The sequence below is a fragment of the Tardiphaga sp. 839_C3_N1_4 genome (assembly GCF_051811045.1).
GTDB lineage: Bacteria > Pseudomonadota > Alphaproteobacteria > Rhizobiales > Xanthobacteraceae > Tardiphaga.
Map to the genome: position 1 here is coordinate 2,443,650 of NZ_JBPWQD010000001.1, position 16,250 is coordinate 2,459,899.

Consider the following 16,250-nt stretch of genomic DNA (forward strand, 5'->3'; position numbering starts at 1 on the left):
ATGGCCGGGCTTGTCCCGGCCATCCACGTCTTCGCTTGGAGCCAAGACGTGGATACCCGGCATACGCCGGGCATGACGGAGTTTAGACGAGCAGCTGCAAGGAGTGGGTAAGCAAGCGCGTACGTCACTTACTCCGGCGGCAGAACCACGCCGGTCTGGCTGGTGATCCGGCCATAATGCTCGATGCGCCGATGGCGCTTGAAGTCGAAGATGGTGTCCTTGCCGAACTTGGTGTCGTCGAGATCGATGGCGCAAACCAGCAGCTCATCGCCTTCGGTCTTGGCTTCGGCGAGAATAACGCCATTGGGATCGACGATCAGTGAACCGCCGATCAGGGGATGACCGTCTTCGTCGCCGGCCTTGGCGACAGCGACAACGAAGGTCGAGTTCTGATAGGCGCCGGCCTGCACCGACAGGCGATTGTGGAACAGGCGCTGCTCCGGACCCTCGACCGACTTCTGCGAATTCACCGATGGTGTGTTGTAGCCGAGCACAATCATCTCGACGCCCTGCAGGCCCATCACGCGGTAGGATTCCGGCCAGCGTCGATCGTTGCACACCATCATGCCGAAGATGCCGCCCAAAGCGCGGAAGACGGGAAAGCCGAGATCGCCCGGTTCGAAATAGCGCTTTTCCAGATGCTGGAAGGCACGCTCGGTATCGAATTCCACATGGCCGGGCAGATGCACCTTGCGATATTTACCGACGATCTTGCCGGTCTTGTCGGTGAGGATCTGGGTGTTGAAGTGATGGCCGTCGGGCGTCAGCTCGGCGTAACCGATGGACAGCGCGATACCAGCCTTGGCGGCGGCATCGAACAGCGGCTGGGTCGCAGCGTTCGGCATTTCGGACTCGAACCAGGTATCGACCTCCTTCTGGTCAGTCATGTACCAGCGCGGAAAAAATGTCGTCAGCGCCAACTCGGGATAGACGACGAGGTCGGCGCCCTTCCCCCTGGCTTCGTCCAGCAGCACCAGCATGCGCTTGACCACAGCCTCGCGGCTTTCGGCTTTCTGGATCGGGCCCAATTGGGCGGCGGCGACGGTGAGCTTACGCATAAAATTATCCGGGTTCGGGTTGCGTTCGGTTTGTACCAGAACCGAAAGCAATGATCGAGCCAACACGAGGCCCTTCCGCACAGATGGGACCGGGGCGGCCCAGCCAAGCCTGATCCGGGCCTTCGCACCCATGACTCATTTGGCCCGGAACACAACACGATTGATCCGGTTGTGCTGACACCCGATGCCCTCGTCCAAACATTGGAAGAATCATGAAACGCAGCACCCTTATTGCCGCGAGCCTGTTGCTCGTGTCCTCCGCCCTCGCCCCAGCCGTTTACGCGCAGTCCGTCGGCGAAAAGACGGGAGTCAATTCCGTTCTCGGTGTCAGCCCGAGCACCCCTGATTTCGTCAAGCAGGTCGCGATCAGCGACATGTTCGAGATCCAGTCCAACACACTGGCAGAAAGCAAGGGAAATGCCGCCGAGAAATCCTTTGCAGCCATGATGGTGAAAGATCACACCAAGACCAGCACCGAGCTGAAGGCGATGGTCGGCAGCGGCAAGGTGAAGGCCGAACTTCCGGCAGCGCTCGACAGCGCGCATCAGAGCAAGCTCGACAAGTTGAAGGAACAAAGCGGCGCTGACTTCAGCAAGAACTTCAATTCGGTCCAGGTCGACGCCCACAAGGACGCGGTTGATCTGTTCGAACGCTACGCCAAAAGCGGCGACAACGCCGAATTGAAGGACTGGGCCGGAAAGACACTGCCGGCGCTGAAGCATCATTTGGAAATGGCACAGAACCTCGGCAAGTGACGCCTGCCCAACGCCGAACTCCCTGAGGCCCGTCAATACAATCGCCGCCCCTTTTCCCGGAAACTTCTGCGAGACATCCCATGGCCAAATCATCGACGCCCAAGAGCGGCACCACCAATGCAACGATTCACGATCAGACACTCGTTCGCGGTGAAGGCGGCGAACTCCATCAGATCGCCGGACCGGACGACGCCTTGCTGACGACGGCCCAGGGCGGCCCGGTCTTCGACGATCAAAACTCACTCAAGGCCGGATCGCGCGGACCGACATTGCTCGAGGATTTTCACTTTCGCGAGAAGATCTTCCATTTCGATCACGAACGGATTCCCGAACGCGTGGTCCATGCACGCGGTTACGCGGCGCATGGCTTCTTCGAAAATTACGGTTCACTGGCCAAGCATACGCGCGCCGATCTGTTTCAGCGCGCAGGCGAGCGAACCCCGGCCTTCGTTCGGTTCTCGACGGTCGCGGGCAGCAAAGGGTCGTTCGACCTCGCACGCGACGTGCGCGGCTTTGCCGTTAAAATCTATACCCAAGAGGGCAACTGGGACCTGGTCGGTAACAACATCCCGGTGTTCTTCATCCAGGATGCCATCAAGTTTCCCGATCTGGTCCATGCCGTGAAGGAAGAGCCCGACAGTGCTTTCCCGCAGGCGCAGTCGGCGCATGATAACTTCTGGGATTTCATTTCGCTGACGCCCGAAAGCATGCACATGGTCATGTGGCAGATGTCGGACCGCACCATTCCCCGCTCTTTCCGTTTCATGGAGGGGTTCGGCGTCCATACGTTCCGCTTCGTGAACGCCAAGGACGAATCGACCTTCGTCAAATTCCACTGGAAGCCGAAGCTGGGTCTGCAATCGGTGCTGTGGAACGAGGCCGTCAAGATCAACGGTGCCGATCCGGATTTTCATCGCCGCGACCTGTGGAGCGCGATCCAGTCCGGAAATTACCCGGAATGGGAGTTGCAGGTGCAGCTGTTCAACAGCGAATTCGCCGACCAGTTCGATTTCGATGTTCTCGATCCGACCAAGCTCATTCCGGAAGAACTCGTGCCACCGATTGCCATCGGCCGTCTTGTGCTGGACCGTATGCCGGATAATTTCTTTGCCGAAACCGAACAGGTCGCGTTCATGACGCAGAATGTTCCGCCCGGCATCGACTTCACCAATGACCCGCTGCTGCAAGGCCGCAATTTCTCCTATCTGGATACACAGCTGAAGCGGCTGGGAAGCCCGAACTTCACCCATATCCCGATCAATGCTCCGAAATGTCCGTTCGGACATTTCCAGCAGGACGGGCACATGGCGATGCACAACCCGGTCGGTCGCGTCAACTACCAGCCAAATTCGTTCGGCGTAGGCCCACGCGAGTCAACCGCCAAAGGCTTCAAGACGTTTGCTGACATAGAGCAAGGCGCGAAGCGCCGGCTGCGCGCGGAAAGCTTTGCGGATCACTACAGCCAGGCACGGCAGTTCTTCATCAGCCAGACTAGGGGCGAACAGCACCATATTGCCGCGGCCCTGACTTTCGAATTGAGCAAAGTGAAGACGCCGGTGATCCGCGAGCGCATGGTCTCGCATCTCCTGAACATCGACGAAGGCTTGGCCAACAAGGTCGGCACCATGCTGGGTCTTCCGACAATGCCGAAGCCCGCCGATGCAGCGATGCCAACGCGGCAGGATCTGGCGGAGTCGCCGTCACTCAGCATCGTCCTGAAAGGCCCGCAGCGTTTCGAGGGCCGCAAGCTCGGCATCCTCGTCACCGACGGGGTCGATGCCAAGCTCCTCGCCGCGCTGCAAGGCGCGGTGACGGAGGCCGGCGCGACATGCGAGATCATTGCGCCGAAGGTGACCGGCGTTGAAGCCAGCGATGGCAGCTTCATCGCTGCCGACCAGATGATCGATGGTGGCCCTTCTGTTCTTTATGACGCAGTCGCCTTGCTCCCGGCGGAGGCCGGCATCGACGACCTCCTGCAGGAGTCGACGGCCCGCGACTTCGTCACCGACGCCTTTGCCCACTGCAAGTTTATCGGACATTCCGAGGCAGCCGAGCGGTTGTTTGCGAGGGTGGGAATCTCGGACGACCTCGATGAAGGCGTGGTTGCGCTGGGCAGCGCCGACGACGTGGCGGGCTTCATGGACAAGCTGGCCAAGCTGCGGCTCTGGAGCCGCGAACCGAGCGTCAAGATGCGCTGAAGCGTGCGGTTGCCCGCCCCGTGTGCGGGCTGGCATAACTTTTGAGCAAAGCTTTCAGGTCGAAGCAATGGCGCGGCATTTATGCTGCGCCATTGCTATGTCTTGCAAGAATTCTCTGAGGCGCCGTAGCATTAGGGAATGACTTGGCCGCCGGTTATGCCCTAGGTTGCGCGGGCTATGCGCTGGTTCCATCTGCGCAGGCACGACGCAGGAGACTTCGACACCATGACCCGCCTGGAAATGACCCGCCGCACGGCGCTGCTGACATCAGCCGCCATTGCCGCCAATGTCGCGAACCCGCTACGCGCCTTCGCGCAGGAAACGCCCCGCAAGGGCGGCGTGTTCAATGTCCATTACGGTGCAGAACAGCGTCAGCTCAACCCCAGCATTCAAGCATCCACCGGCGTCTACATCATCGGCGGCAAGATACAGGAAGCACTGGTCGATCTCGACGGCAATGGCCAGCCGGTCGGTGTGCTCGCGGAGAGCTGGGAATCCACACCGGACGGCAAGACGATCACCTTCAAGTTGCGCAAGGGCGTGACCTGGCACGACGGCAAGCCGTTCACCTCGGCCGACGTCCAATTCACCGCCATGAACATGTGGAAGAAGATCCTCAATTATGGATCGACCCTGCAGCTGTTCCTCACCGCTGTCGAAACGCCCGACGCGCAGACCGCGATCTTCAAATATGAGCGGCCGATGCCGCTCGGCCTGCTGCTGCGCGCGCTGCCGGACCTGGGCTACATCTCCGCCAAGCACCTCTATGAGGGCAGCAGCGACATCCGCCAGAACCCCACCAACCTCGCCCCCGTCGGCACCGGCCCCTTCAAGTTCGTCAAATACGAGCGCGGCCAATACATCATCGCCGAGCGTAACGAGAACTACTGGCGCCCGAACGCCCCCTATCTCGATCGCATCGTCTGGAAGGTCGTGACCGATCGCGCCGCGGCCGCCGCCCAGATGGAAGCCGGCGACATCCAGTACAGCCCGTTCACGGGTCTCACGATTTCGGACACGGCACGGCTCAGCAAGGACAAGCGCTTCATCGTCTCTACCAAGGGCAATGAAGGCAACGCGCGCACCAACACCATCGAGTTCAATTTCCGCCGCAAGGAGCTTGCGGATATCCGCGTTCGCCGCGCCATCGCGCATGCGATCAATGTGCCGTTCTTCATCGAGAATTTCCTCGGCGACTTCGCCAAGCTCGGCACCGGCCCGATCCCCTCGGTCTCCACCGACTTCTATCCGGGTCCGGACACGCCGCAATATCCCTACGACAAGAAGAAGGCGATCGCGCTGCTCGACGAGGCCGGCTTCAAGCCAGGCGCCGGCGGCACCCGCTTCTCGCTGCGCCTGCTGCCCGCCCCATGGGGCGAGGACATCTCGCTGTGGGCGACCTTCATCCAGCAGTCGCTCGGCGAAGTCGGCATTCCCGTCGAGATCGTCCGCAACGATGGCGGCGGCTTCCTGAAGCAGGTCTATGACGATCACGCCTTCGACCTCTCAACCGGCTGGCACCAGTATCGCAACGATCCGGCGGTCTCGACCACGGTCTGGTACCGCTCCGGCCAGCCGAAGGGCGCACCCTGGACCAACCAGTGGGACTGGAAGAACGACGCCATCGACAAGGTCATCGACGACGCGGCCACCGAAATCGACCCGGTCAAGCGCAAGGCGCTCTATGCGACCTTCGTCAAGGAAGCCAACACCGAACTGCCGGTGTGGATGCCGATCGAACAGATATTCGTCACGGTGATCACCGCAAAGGCGCGTAACCATTCCAACACGCCGCGCTGGGGATCGTCGAGCTGGCACGATCTTTGGCTTTCCGCCTGAGCCAAACTTCGCCACAATAGCCAGATGCGCATCCTGAGCCTTGCGGGGCGGCGGCTCGCCGCCTCGATACCCACACTATTCCTGATCCTGATCGGCGTGTTCCTGCTGCTGCAATTCGCACCGGGAGACACCGTCGATGCCATGATGGCGCAGATGGGCGGCGGCGATGCCGCGACCGCCCGCGAGCTGCGCAAGTTCTACGGGCTCGATCTCTCAATCCCGATGCAGCTCGGCAACTATCTGTGGCGGCTGATCCGCCTCGATCTCGGCTTCTCCTCGATCTATGGCAAGCCGGTGGCGACCGTGATCCTCGAACGGCTGCCGCCGACGATCCTCTTGATGACCGCGTCGCTGTCCTTTGCGTTTTTCTTCGGCCTGCTGCTCGGCGTCATCGCCGCACGCGGCGTCAACAAATGGCCGGACACACTGATCTCCACCCTCGGCCTCGTCTTCTACGCCACGCCGTCGTTCTGGTTCGGCCTGATGGCCATCGTGGTGTTCTCGATCTATCTGCAGTGGCTCCCGGCCGGCGGCTTCGAGGATATCGGTGCCGTACAAACCGGATTTGGCCGCACCGTCGATATCGCGCTGCATCTGATCCTGCCGACGCTGACGCTGGGGCTAATCTTCCTCGCGATCTATCTGCGCATCATGCGCGCCTCGATGCTGGAAGTGCTCAATCTCGATTTCGTGCGCACCGCGCGCGCCAAGGGACTCGACGAGACCCGCGTGGTGGCGAAGCATGTGCTGCGCAATGCATTGCTGCCGATGGTGACGCTGATCGGTCTGCAGGCCGGCACCATGCTCGGCGGGTCGGTCGTGGTGGAGAGCGTGTTCTCCCTGCCGGGCCTCGGACGTCTCGCCTACGAATCCGTCGTGCAGCGCGATCTCAACACGCTGCTCGGCATCGTCTTCGTCTCGGCGCTGCTCGTGATCCTGGTGAACTTCCTCGTCGACCTTCTCTATGCGCGGCTCGATCCGCGCATCCAGGCGGAGGCGTGAGATGATGGACGCGATCAAGCGCTATTTCCGCAGCCCGGCCGCCGTGGTCGGCCTTCTGCTGTTGCTGGTGGTCATCGTGATGGCCATCACCGCGAGCTGGATCTATCCGCGCGATCCGCTGGCGCTGGCTGGCCGGCCGCTGATCTGGCCGTTCTCCAATCCGCGCTTCCTGCTAGGTACCGACAATTCCGGCCGCGATATCGCCGCGCAAATCTTCTACGGCGCGCGCATCTCGCTGCTGATCGGCGGCGTGGCGACTGTCATCGCCGTGGTCATCGGCGTGCTGATCGGCGCCTTTGCCGGCTACTATGGCGGCTGGGTCGATACGGTGCTGATGCGCATCACCGAAGCGTTCCAGACGCTGCCGAACTTCGTGCTGCTGCTGGTGCTGGTCGCCGTATTCGGCTCCACCATCACCACCGTGACAATCGCCGTCGGCATCGTGTCATGGCCGGCACCGGCGCGATTGACGCGCGCGGAATTCATGTCGCTGCGCAGCCGTGAATTCGTGCAGGCCGGACGCACGCTCGGCATGAAGGACATTCAACTGATCCTCGGCGAGATCCTGCCCAATGCGCTGCCGCCTGTCATCGTCTATGCCAGCGTGGTGATGGCGCTATCGATCCTGCTGGAAAGCGCACTCGCCTTCCTGCGCCTGTCCGATCCCAATGTGGCATCATGGGGCAACCTCATTGGTCTCGGCCGCGACGTGCTGCGCGTGCAGTGGTACGTCTCCGCGATCCCCGGCATCGCCATTCTGCTCACGGTGCTCGCGGTGTCGCTGGTCGGTCAGGGCCTCAATGACGCGCTCAATCCGAGACTGAAAAGCCGATGAGCGCCGTGGACAATCCGATCCTCACCATCGACGGGCTCAGCGTGAAGCTGCCCAAAGGCGCCGACCGCTCCCACGCGCTGGACGGCGTCTCGATGGCGATTTCTGCCAACGAGATCGTCTGCGTGGTTGGCGAGTCCGGCTCCGGCAAGTCTGTCATGGCCAATGCCATCATGCGGCTGCTCCCCGGCGAAGTCGCCATCGATGGCGGCCGTGTGCTGTTCGAGGGCAAGGATCTTGCCAGCGCCAGCAATGCCGAGATGCGCAAGGTGCGCGGCGCCGGTATCGCGATGATCTTCCAGGAGCCGATGACCGCGCTTAATCCGCTGCGCACCATCGACGACCAGATCGGCGAGATGTTCGAGATCCATACCGAGCTCTCGAAGGCCGACATTAAGGCGCGCGTGCTGGCGCTGCTGCAGGATGTGCACATTCCCGATCCCGCGCAGGCGGCGCGTGCCTATCCGCACGAACTCTCCGGCGGACAGCGCCAGCGCGCCATGATCGCCATGGCGCTCGCGCTCGATCCGCGTCTCCTGATCGCCGACGAGCCGACCACCGCACTCGACGTCACCACACAGGCGCAGATCCTGAAGCTGATCAAGGAATTGCAGACCCGCAGGAATACCGCGGTGCTGTTCATCACCCACGATTTCGGCGTGGTCGCCGAGATCGCCGACAGGGTCGTGGTGATGCAACACGGCAAGGTGGTCGAACAAGGCGCTGTGAAAGATGTGCTGACCAATCCGCAGCATCCCTATACGCAGCAACTGATCGCGGCGGTGCCACCGCTGACGGCGCCACCGCCGCGCGCACTGTCCGACGACATCATCCTGACGCTCGACAACGTGTCGAAGACCTATCGCAATGGCGGCTTTCTCGGCCGCGGCGTGCGCGTGACCCATGCGGTGAAGTCCGTCTCCCTGAAACTGCCGCGTGGTGCGACGCTGGGCATTGTCGGCGAGTCAGGTTCGGGCAAATCGACGCTGGCGCGCTGCATCATCAGGCTGATCGATCCCGATGGGGGATCGATCGTGTTGGAAGGCAAGGACTGGGCGAAGCTCACGCGCGACGAGGTGCGCCGCGAGACCAAGCACATTCAGATGGTGTTTCAGGACCCGTTCGCCTCGCTGAACCCGCGCCGCAAGGCCGGCGATCTCGTGGCCCAAGGCCCGATCGTTCACGGCACACCGCGCGCTGAAGCGATGGCGAATGCGAAGGAACTGTTCAGGCTGGTGGGCCTCGATCCCTCAGCCATCGATCGTTTTCCTCACGAATTCTCCGGCGGCCAGCGCCAGCGTATCGGCCTTGCCCGTGCGCTCGCGCTGAAGCCGGACGTGCTGGTGGCCGATGAGGCCGTCTCCGCGCTCGATGTGTCCGTGCAGGCGCAGGTGCTGAAGATGCTGCATGAATTGCGCGAGCGGCTTGGGCTCTCGATCGTCTTCATCACCCATGACCTGCGCGTCGCCGCGCAGATCTGCGATCTCGTCGCGGTCATGAAAGACGGCGAAGTCGTCGAGCATGGATTAGCCGGCGAGGTGTTCGGCAATCCGCAGCACGCCTATACACAGGCGCTGCTGGCCTCGATCCCCGGCGGCGATTTCGCGCGCAGCCGGAAGCCAGTGACGGTGTGACTTCCCCCGCCCCGCAAGCGGGGCGAGGTTAGAAAGGCGCCTATGCCATCTCCTTCGCATCACGTCGCCGGTAGACCAGCAGCATGAAGGGCGCGAGCAACCGCATCAGGCCGTGCGCTGCGATCGGCACCGGCTCGGAGAATGGCAGCGCCAATTCGCTTTCCGGCACACCGCGCACCACCTTCGAGAATTCATCGCCGAGCGCCACCGACAGCGCGACACCGCGGCCATTGCAGCCGGTCCAGCCATAGGCATTGGGCCCGAGTCTGTGCATGCGCGGCAGGAAGTCCGTGGTCATGCCGACATAACCGTTCCAGACATAATCGAACTGGACATCGCCGATCTGTGGCCATAGCCGTTTCAACCGTTCGGCCACCATGACTTTCAGCCGCTCCGTCTTGTCGCCGAGCCCGACCACATTGCCGCCGGTGACCAGACGATTGCGCGCGTCGTAGCGCGCGAAATAGAGTTCGCCATGGGTATCGGACATCGACTGCCGACCGGGGATGATGGTCTTGCGTGCCTCGTCGGACAGCGGCTGTGTCGCCATCTGCCATGACAGCACCGGCATCACCTCGCTGGCGATGTCTGGCGAAAGCTGTTTGGAGAACTCGCCAGTATAGGCATTGGTGGCGACGATCAGGCTGCGCGCGCGGACCTCGCCGTTCTTCGTCTTGACGATCCAGCGATCGCCCTTGCGCTCATAAGTCTCCACCGGCGAGCGCGCATAGATGCGGCCGCCCTGCTCCAGCACCACGCGCGCAAGGCCGCGCGCCAGCGCCAGCGGATTGATATGGCCACCGGTCTTATTCCAGAAGCCGCCGAACCACGCGTCTGAGCCGAGCATCGTGCGCATCTGCTCGCGCGACAGCAGCTCCACCGGCGCGCCATGTTTGGACCACTGCCGCACGCGGCGCTCGGCGATCTTGATGCGGCCCGGCGAATGCACCGGCTGGATCCAGCCATTCTGTTCGGCCTCGGCCTGGATCTGATAGCGGCGCGTGAGATCGAACAGGATCGAGGCGCTGTCGCGGATCAGACCGACGAGACGCTCGCCGGCCGCGCCATAGCGCTTGATGATGTCTTCGGGATCGGGCCGCGACAGCGTCGGGATCACCTGACCGTTGTTGCGCCCGGACGCGCCCCAGCCCGGCTCCATGGCCTCGACAACCGCGACATCCACACCGGCCTCGCGCAGATGCAGCGCCGTCGAGAGCCCCGTGAAACCACCGCCGATGACGACCACATCGGCTTCGACAGTGCCCTTCAGCTCCGGCAAGTCCGGACCCGGAGGCGTGACGCCGGCCCACAGCGACTTCGGCCAGGGCACATTTGCGGTATCCATCATCACGCCTTTCTGCAGCATCAATCATGCATTGCGCCGCGCAACCGAACATAACCGTTCTCTTGCGGCGCTGTAGCATTCTGCATAGTTTACGCGCCTGATCCATTGCAAGGTAGTGAGCACGTGACGCTGAAAAACATCGCTGGAATCGACCACGCCGTGGTCGTCGTGAAAGACCTCGACGCCGCCGCCGCGAACTGGAAGAGCCTCGGCTTTACGGTATCGCCGCGCGGCACCCACAGCGCCAAGATGGGCTCCGGCAATTACACCATGATGCTCGGCCCGGACTATGTGGAGCTCTTGGGTGTGCTGAACGAGACCGAGCACAATGCGCCGACGCGGGCGTTTCTCGCCAAGCGCGGCGACGGCATCGAGCGCATCGCCTTCACCACCACCGATGCGGCCGTGGGCGCTGAGGAAATCCGCGCGCGCGGCTACACGCCGATCGGCCCGACCGATTTCGAACGCCCGGTGACGATGCCCGACGGCACGCTGAGCGCGGCGAAATTCGCCACCTATCAGTGGCCCTATGAGGAAGCCCCCGGCGGCCTCCGCATCTTCGCCTGCCAGCACAAGACCCGCGAGACCGTCTGGATCCCCGAGCTGCAGGTGCATGCCAACACGGCCAAGCGCCTGAAGAAAGTGTTCATCGTCACGCCGGAGCCGGAGAAAGACGCGCAGCATATGGCGAAGCTGATCGACGGCGCTGCGCGCACGGAAGCCGATGGCGCTGTCATCGTGCCGTCGGGCGGTGATCGCGCGGACTTCGTATTCGTCACCAAGGATGTGCTCGCGAAACACTTCCCTGGCACATCGCTCGCGGGCATTCCGGAGCGCGGCGGCATTGCGCTGGTGTTCGGCGTGGCTGATGTTGCAGCGGCTGAGACGGCTGTCGGGTCAGCGGGTGCACACAGCGATGTCGGCGTCGTCGTGCCGCCGAGCAAGGGCAATGGCGTGCTGCTGGCGTTTGTGAAGGATTGAGAGGGCGCGCTGCCCCCTCCTCGTCATCCCCGGGCTTGACCCGGGGATCCATCTTTTTGAAGACGACGGATGCGAAAGATGGATGGCCGGGTCAAGCCCGGCCATGACAGCGTAAAGCACGATCGCCATTGCTCATCGTTACTATAGCAACGATTAGGCCCGCACGGGCGCTTCACCCAGATCCCAGAACAACCCGGCCATGATGTTCAGCGCTTCTTCCGTCACCGGCAGGAGAATGTGCTCATCGGGCGCGTGCTGCGAGCAGCCGGGATAGGAATGCGGTACCCACACGGTGGGAAGCCCCAGAATATCCGTGAACACGTCATTGGGCAGCGAGCCGCCGAAATTCGGCAGCAGCGCCGGCGCGCTGCCCGTGGTCTTGCGCACGGACTCAACGGCCCAGCCGACCCAGGGATTGTCGATGTCGGTACGTGACGCCGAAAAATATTGCGACTGGCTCACCTTGATATCAGCGAAGCCGTTTTCAGCGAGATGCTTCTGAATGGCCGGCACGACATTCTCGATATCGGTGCCGACGACGAAGCGCAACTGCAGCACCGCGCTCGCCTTGCCGGGAATGGCATTGGCGGGATTGCCGATATTGCCGGCATTGATCGCCAGCACTTCCAGCGTGTTCCAGGCATAGAGCCGTTCCGCCGGCGACAGACCGTCCTCGCCCCAGTTCTGGGAGAGTGCCGGTTCATCGGCGGATGGCGCGACGATCACATCAGCCAGCGCCGTGCGCACCTGATTGGAAATGCGCGGCGGCTTCAATGCATCGAGCAGGATACGACCGTTTTTGTCGACCAGCGTTGCAATCGCTGAAGCGAGAATCGTCGCGGGATTGGCGAGCAGCCCGCCCCAGTTGCCGGAATGATGCGCGCCGTCACGCAATTCAATATCAAGATGGATGCGGCGGCCGCCACGGCAGCCAAGGAAAATCGTGGGCCGCTCGGCCGAGAGACGCGGCCCGTCGGAGGCGAGAAACAGATCGGCCTTCAGCGCGTCGCGATTGCTCTCGCAGACTTTCGGCAGATCGGGTGAGCCGATCTCCTCACCCATCTCGATGATGAACTTGGCATTAAAGCCGAGCTTGCCACCGCGCGCTTCATGCACAGCCCGGAGGGCCGCGATGTTGATCGCATGCTGCCCTTTATTATCGGCGGTGCCGCGGCCATAGACGCGTTCTCCCACCGTCGTGCAGCGCCACGGATCGAGCCCGTCGCGCCATTCGCCTTCCATGCCGGGGACCACATCGCCATGGCCATACATCAGCACGGTCGGCAGGTCGTCGCTCTCATGATAGGTCGCGAGCAGATGGGGTCCGCGCCCCGATGGCGACGGGATGATGTCAGTCGTAAAGCCGAGCGCCGTGAAAGTCGGCGTCAGCTCCTGTTCGAGATAGGCCCGCAGATCATCGGCGCGCTTGTCGCTTTGGCTTTCGGTCTTGTAGCCCACCATGCGATCGAGCGTGGCGAGAAAATCACCCGACGTGAACTGCGCGTTGACCCGCGCGATGGCATCCGCCCGTGTCATATCAGAGCGACGCCATCACGGCTTCAGCCTCGGTCAGCAGCCGATCGGCGTTCGCTTCGGTGAAGACCAGCGGCGGACGAACCTTCAGCACATTGGCATGAGGGCCTGTCGCCGAGATCAGCACGCGACGCGCGCGCAGACCATTGACCACGGCCGATGCAGCCGCAGCATCCGGATCCTTGGTGCTGCGATCCTTCACGAGTTCAACGCCCACATAGAGGCCCGAACCACGGACATCGCCTATCTGCTGATATTTCTTCGCGAGCGCGTGGAAGCCGTCGCGCAGGATCTTGCCGACCCGGAGCGAATTCTCGACCAACTTCTCGTCGCGAATGACATTCAGCACGGCCTGTGCGGCCGCCATCGCGACGGTGTTGCCACCGAACGTGTTGAAGTAGCGGTTGTCGCGGCCGAATTTCTCGACGATCTCCGGCAGCATCACGGCAGCAGCAACCGGATAGCCGTTGCCCATCGGCTTGCCCATGGTGATGATGTCAGGCGTGATGCCGTGGCGCTGATAGCCCCACAGCTTCTCGCCGCTGCGGCCGAAGCCGGATTGCACTTCATCGGCGATGAACACGCCGCCGGCCTTGTGCACGACATCGAGCACCGGCTTCAGCACATCGGTCGGATGCGAGAAGATGCCGTCGGACGAGAACATCGAATCCGCGATGAAGGCGGCAACACCGGCACCGCGGCGCTGCAGGTCGACGATCTGCTCGGAAATCTTCTCGGCCATCCAGGCGCCAATCTTCTCCGGCGCGATGCGATAGGAATCCGGTGCCGGGACGCGGCGCACGAAGGTGCCGAGCGGCGAACATGGCCCGAGCGACGGCGAGAAGCCCGCGGTCAGCTCCGAATTGCCGTGATAGGCCTCCTCGGTGATGATGATGCCCTGATTGCCGGTATGATGCTTGGCCATGCGGACGGCGAGATCGTTAGCTTCCGAGCCGGTACAGGTGAACATCGCATGGCGCTTCGGCCCCTCGAAAGTGCCGAGCAGGTCTTCGGCGTAATCGAGGATGCCTTTCTGGATGTAGCGCGTGTGGGTGCAGATGGTCTGCGCCTGCTGGGTGATCGCATCGACCACGCGCGGGTGGCAGTGGCCGACCGAGACCACGTTATTATAGGCGTCGAGATATTCGTTGCCCTCTGAATCATAGAGCAGCACGCCCTTGGCGCGCGCGACCTCGACGGGGTTGCTGTAGAACAACCGATAGGCCGGGCCGAGCAGATCGCTGCGTCGCGCGACGAGCTTGCGGCTCTCTTCGGTGAGGCCGGTTGCCGTGGCGGGGTCGAAGCCGTTGACCATCTTGCCGCGCGGGGCGCTGGTGGTGGCGGTCATGTTGTTGTTTCCTCTGGAAGCAGGGTCGGATGTGGCGGAGATTATCTGGCGAAGTCCATCAACTGATCGGAGATCTCGTCCATCGAGCGGGCGATGAACCAGTCCATCTGCACCCAGGTCTGCTCATTGTTGCGCAGGACATAGGCGGCGACGGATGGCACCCGGTTGGCCATTGCGTTCGACAGCAGCAGGCGCGTCGCCAGTCGGGAGAAGATCAGATGCGGAATGAGGCTGAGTTCTTCCGCGGTCAGATCGGCGACGGAGAGATAGCCTTTGAGGAGATCGCGGCCGTCCGCAAAGACATCGCCGTCCATCGCGACGGGCAACTGATTGAGCATCGCCGTCGAGGCGTCGATGGCAATCGCAGTGCGGACCGTATCGCCGAAATCGATGATGCCGCTGACGAAACCCGGCAGCGACGCATCGACGACGACGTTGGAGCGGGTGAAATCATTATGCAGCACCTGGGTGCGGCATTGTTTAAGTCGGGTTTCGATGGCGGCGAAGCGCTCCAGCGCAGCCTCGACCTTACGGCGCTGGCCCACCTCAGTGATTTCCGCGAGCAGATCGCGCAGCGTCAGCAGGTTCTTCACGTCCCATGCGACAACCCGGGAATCCGACGGATGGCTGAAATCCGCCAGTGCGAGGCGGAGCCGCGCCAGCAATTTGCCGATCTCGGCCCTGCCCGACGCAGTGGACGGCACCTCACTCAAAGGCTGGCCTTCGAGATAGGACATCATCCGCACCTGCCGGTTCTGACCGGCGCGATCCAGATAATTGAAATGCCGCTCGCCCTTGTCGTTGGGAATGACACGCGGCACCGGCAGATCGGGCGCGCGTGCCGCGACGTGATCGAGAACCTGCACCTGCAGATCAATCTCGGGAATATCCTCGATGGGGTTCGCAACCTTCAGGATAAAGCGCGGCCCACTTGCCGGCGCGATCCTGAACGTATCGTCCTTCTCGGTGGCAAAGCGTGTCGGCCGGCCTTCGATGCCAAACCGCTCGCGGGCGAGGTCGACGGCCTCAGCATCCGTCATATTTATATACGATGCCGCGAGTCCGCCCTGCATTGCACCCGGACGCGCGGAAGACTCAACTGTCACCTGAACTGATCCATCTCGATTCGGAACCCGGTACGTCGCGACCGGTACGTGCGACCATAGCAACGCTGTTCCCGCTTGTCAGGGTGTCCACGCGGATGCGAGCATTTTCGATGAATTAAGCCCGTATTTTCTGCCTTTGCTGCCCATTTGGGCACGGATTCCACAGAAGCCACTTGGCATACACGCCGCATCGATCAACGCCTATGGCGCTGGCTGGCCGGTGATACAGCGGACAACGGCGTAAGCGCCGTTGGGGGCGGCCTTGGCTATTTGCCCCTGACGGCACCAGGCCGCACATCGCTGATTGGCACACAGCTCTTCTTGCGACGCTGGTTGTTCGGCGCACCTTGTACCTTCAGCACCTTGCCCGCCGAACACGAACCGTTGTCGACGAACACGGTCGCATACGGATCCATCATCAGAGGTTCGAAGGAGAGAAATTTTTGCGCGAAACACGGCTGGGCGACGGCCGTCAGGAACAGTCCAAGTAGAATAGTACGCACGACGATTATCTCACATAGATGACGAGACCGCCGATTATCACCAGGGCCGCGATCGCAAGAATATGGGCGCATGCAATCGAAACCGCCTCGATGGCGGAACCGACCTTCTGCCTGAG

The 16,250-nt window shown here is 62.2% G+C and carries 13 protein-coding genes; 7 read left to right on the forward strand and 6 right to left on the reverse strand.

Translation table 11 applies throughout. The annotated features are described in order from the left end of the window. Nucleotides 1-128: 128 nt before the first annotated feature. Entirely contained in the window at nt 129-1,058 is a 930-nt protein-coding gene (locus tag AB8A38_RS11685; protein WP_439086104.1) for an N-carbamoyl-D-amino-acid hydrolase, read from the reverse strand. A gap of 212 nt (nt 1,059-1,270) precedes the next feature. Between AB8A38_RS11685 and AB8A38_RS11690 the strand changes: the two genes are divergently transcribed. The 6 genes from AB8A38_RS11690 to AB8A38_RS11715 all read left to right on the forward strand — a co-directional run bounded on the left by AB8A38_RS11690 (nt 1,271) and on the right by AB8A38_RS11715 (nt 9,318). Then, nucleotides 1,271-1,813 carry a DUF4142 domain-containing protein gene (locus AB8A38_RS11690; RefSeq protein WP_315841037.1) on the forward strand — a complete coding sequence of 181 codons (543 nt, stop codon included), beginning with the start codon at nt 1,271-1,273 and terminating at the stop codon, nt 1,811-1,813. A gap of 80 nt (nt 1,814-1,893) precedes the next feature. After that, nucleotides 1,894-4,011 carry a catalase gene (locus AB8A38_RS11695; RefSeq protein WP_439086105.1) on the forward strand — a complete coding sequence of 706 codons (2,118 nt, stop codon included), beginning with the start codon at nt 1,894-1,896 and terminating at the stop codon, nt 4,009-4,011. A 225-nt stretch (nt 4,012-4,236) separates the two neighbouring features. After that, a complete protein-coding gene (locus AB8A38_RS11700; protein ID WP_439086106.1) occupies nt 4,237-5,850 on the forward strand; it encodes an ABC transporter substrate-binding protein in 1,614 nt (537 codons plus the stop codon). A gap of 24 nt (nt 5,851-5,874) precedes the next feature. Then, nucleotides 5,875-6,852, forward strand: a complete 978-nt coding sequence (locus AB8A38_RS11705; RefSeq protein ID WP_439086107.1) for an ABC transporter permease — start codon at nt 5,875-5,877, stop codon at nt 6,850-6,852. 4 nt (nt 6,853-6,856) lie between these two features. Then, complete coding sequence (locus tag AB8A38_RS11710; RefSeq protein WP_120289215.1) at nt 6,857-7,687, forward strand: ABC transporter permease; 831 nt, start codon at nt 6,857-6,859, stop codon at nt 7,685-7,687. Further along, entirely contained in the window at nt 7,684-9,318 is a 1,635-nt protein-coding gene (locus AB8A38_RS11715; RefSeq protein WP_439086108.1) for an ABC transporter ATP-binding protein, read from the forward strand. The genes AB8A38_RS11710 and AB8A38_RS11715 overlap by 4 nt, the downstream gene beginning before the upstream one ends. A gap of 40 nt (nt 9,319-9,358) precedes the next feature. Here AB8A38_RS11715 and AB8A38_RS11720 read toward each other — a convergent pair whose 3' ends face one another. Beyond that, nucleotides 9,359-10,663, reverse strand: coding sequence for an NAD(P)/FAD-dependent oxidoreductase (locus AB8A38_RS11720; RefSeq protein WP_439088506.1), 1,305 nt, complete (start codon nt 10,661-10,663; stop codon nt 9,359-9,361). A 123-nt stretch (nt 10,664-10,786) separates the two neighbouring features. Here AB8A38_RS11720 and AB8A38_RS11725 point away from each other — a divergent pair, with 123 nt between their 5' ends. Beyond that, on the forward strand, nt 10,787-11,644 hold the full coding sequence (locus AB8A38_RS11725) for a VOC family protein (RefSeq protein WP_439086109.1): 858 nt from the start codon (nt 10,787-10,789) through the stop codon (nt 11,642-11,644). Nucleotides 11,645-11,797: 153 nt separating this feature from the next. On the opposite strand, the gene AB8A38_RS11730 is transcribed toward AB8A38_RS11725, so the two are convergent. The 4 genes from AB8A38_RS11730 to AB8A38_RS11745 all read right to left on the reverse strand — a co-directional run bounded on the left by AB8A38_RS11730 (nt 11,798) and on the right by AB8A38_RS11745 (nt 16,134). Beyond that, a complete protein-coding gene (locus AB8A38_RS11730) occupies nt 11,798-13,180 on the reverse strand; it encodes a M20 family metallopeptidase (RefSeq protein ID WP_439086110.1) in 1,383 nt (460 codons plus the stop codon). Nucleotide 13,181: 1 nt separating this feature from the next. After that, nucleotides 13,182-14,525 carry an aspartate aminotransferase family protein gene (locus AB8A38_RS11735; RefSeq protein WP_439086111.1) on the reverse strand — a complete coding sequence of 448 codons (1,344 nt, stop codon included), beginning with the start codon at nt 14,523-14,525 and terminating at the stop codon, nt 13,182-13,184. Between the two features lie 41 nt (nt 14,526-14,566). Then, on the reverse strand, nt 14,567-15,565 hold the full coding sequence (locus AB8A38_RS11740; protein ID WP_439086112.1) for a phosphotransferase: 999 nt from the start codon (nt 15,563-15,565) through the stop codon (nt 14,567-14,569). 332 nt (nt 15,566-15,897) lie between these two features. Then, the gene (locus tag AB8A38_RS11745) at nt 15,898-16,134 is read right to left on the reverse strand and encodes a DUF6719 family protein (RefSeq protein WP_315841029.1); all 237 of its coding nucleotides are present in this window, start codon (nt 16,132-16,134) and stop codon (nt 15,898-15,900) included. Nucleotides 16,135-16,250 lie beyond the last annotated feature (116 nt).

Excerpts from the sequence above, each read along its gene's own strand:
- AB8A38_RS11685 (WP_439086104.1), bottom strand. The coding sequence starts at position 1,058 with ATGCGTAAGCTCACCGTCGCCGCCGCCCAATTGGGCCCGATCCAGAAA.
- AB8A38_RS11690 (WP_315841037.1), top strand. The coding sequence starts at position 1,271 with ATGAAACGCAGCACCCTTATTGCCGCGAGCCTGTTGCTCGTGTCCTCC.
- AB8A38_RS11695 (WP_439086105.1), top strand. The coding sequence starts at position 1,894 with ATGGCCAAATCATCGACGCCCAAGAGCGGCACCACCAATGCAACGATT.
- AB8A38_RS11700 (WP_439086106.1), top strand. The coding sequence starts at position 4,237 with ATGACCCGCCTGGAAATGACCCGCCGCACGGCGCTGCTGACATCAGCC.
- AB8A38_RS11705 (WP_439086107.1), top strand. The coding sequence starts at position 5,875 with ATGCGCATCCTGAGCCTTGCGGGGCGGCGGCTCGCCGCCTCGATACCC.
- AB8A38_RS11710 (WP_120289215.1), top strand. The coding sequence starts at position 6,857 with ATGGACGCGATCAAGCGCTATTTCCGCAGCCCGGCCGCCGTGGTCGGC.
- AB8A38_RS11715 (WP_439086108.1), top strand. The coding sequence starts at position 7,684 with ATGAGCGCCGTGGACAATCCGATCCTCACCATCGACGGGCTCAGCGTG.
- AB8A38_RS11720 (WP_439088506.1), bottom strand. The coding sequence starts at position 10,663 with ATGGATACCGCAAATGTGCCCTGGCCGAAGTCGCTGTGGGCCGGCGTC.
- AB8A38_RS11730 (WP_439086110.1), bottom strand. The coding sequence starts at position 13,180 with ATGACACGGGCGGATGCCATCGCGCGGGTCAACGCGCAGTTCACGTCG.
- AB8A38_RS11735 (WP_439086111.1), bottom strand. The coding sequence starts at position 14,525 with ATGACCGCCACCACCAGCGCCCCGCGCGGCAAGATGGTCAACGGCTTC.
- AB8A38_RS11740 (WP_439086112.1), bottom strand. The coding sequence starts at position 15,565 with ATGACGGATGCTGAGGCCGTCGACCTCGCCCGCGAGCGGTTTGGCATC.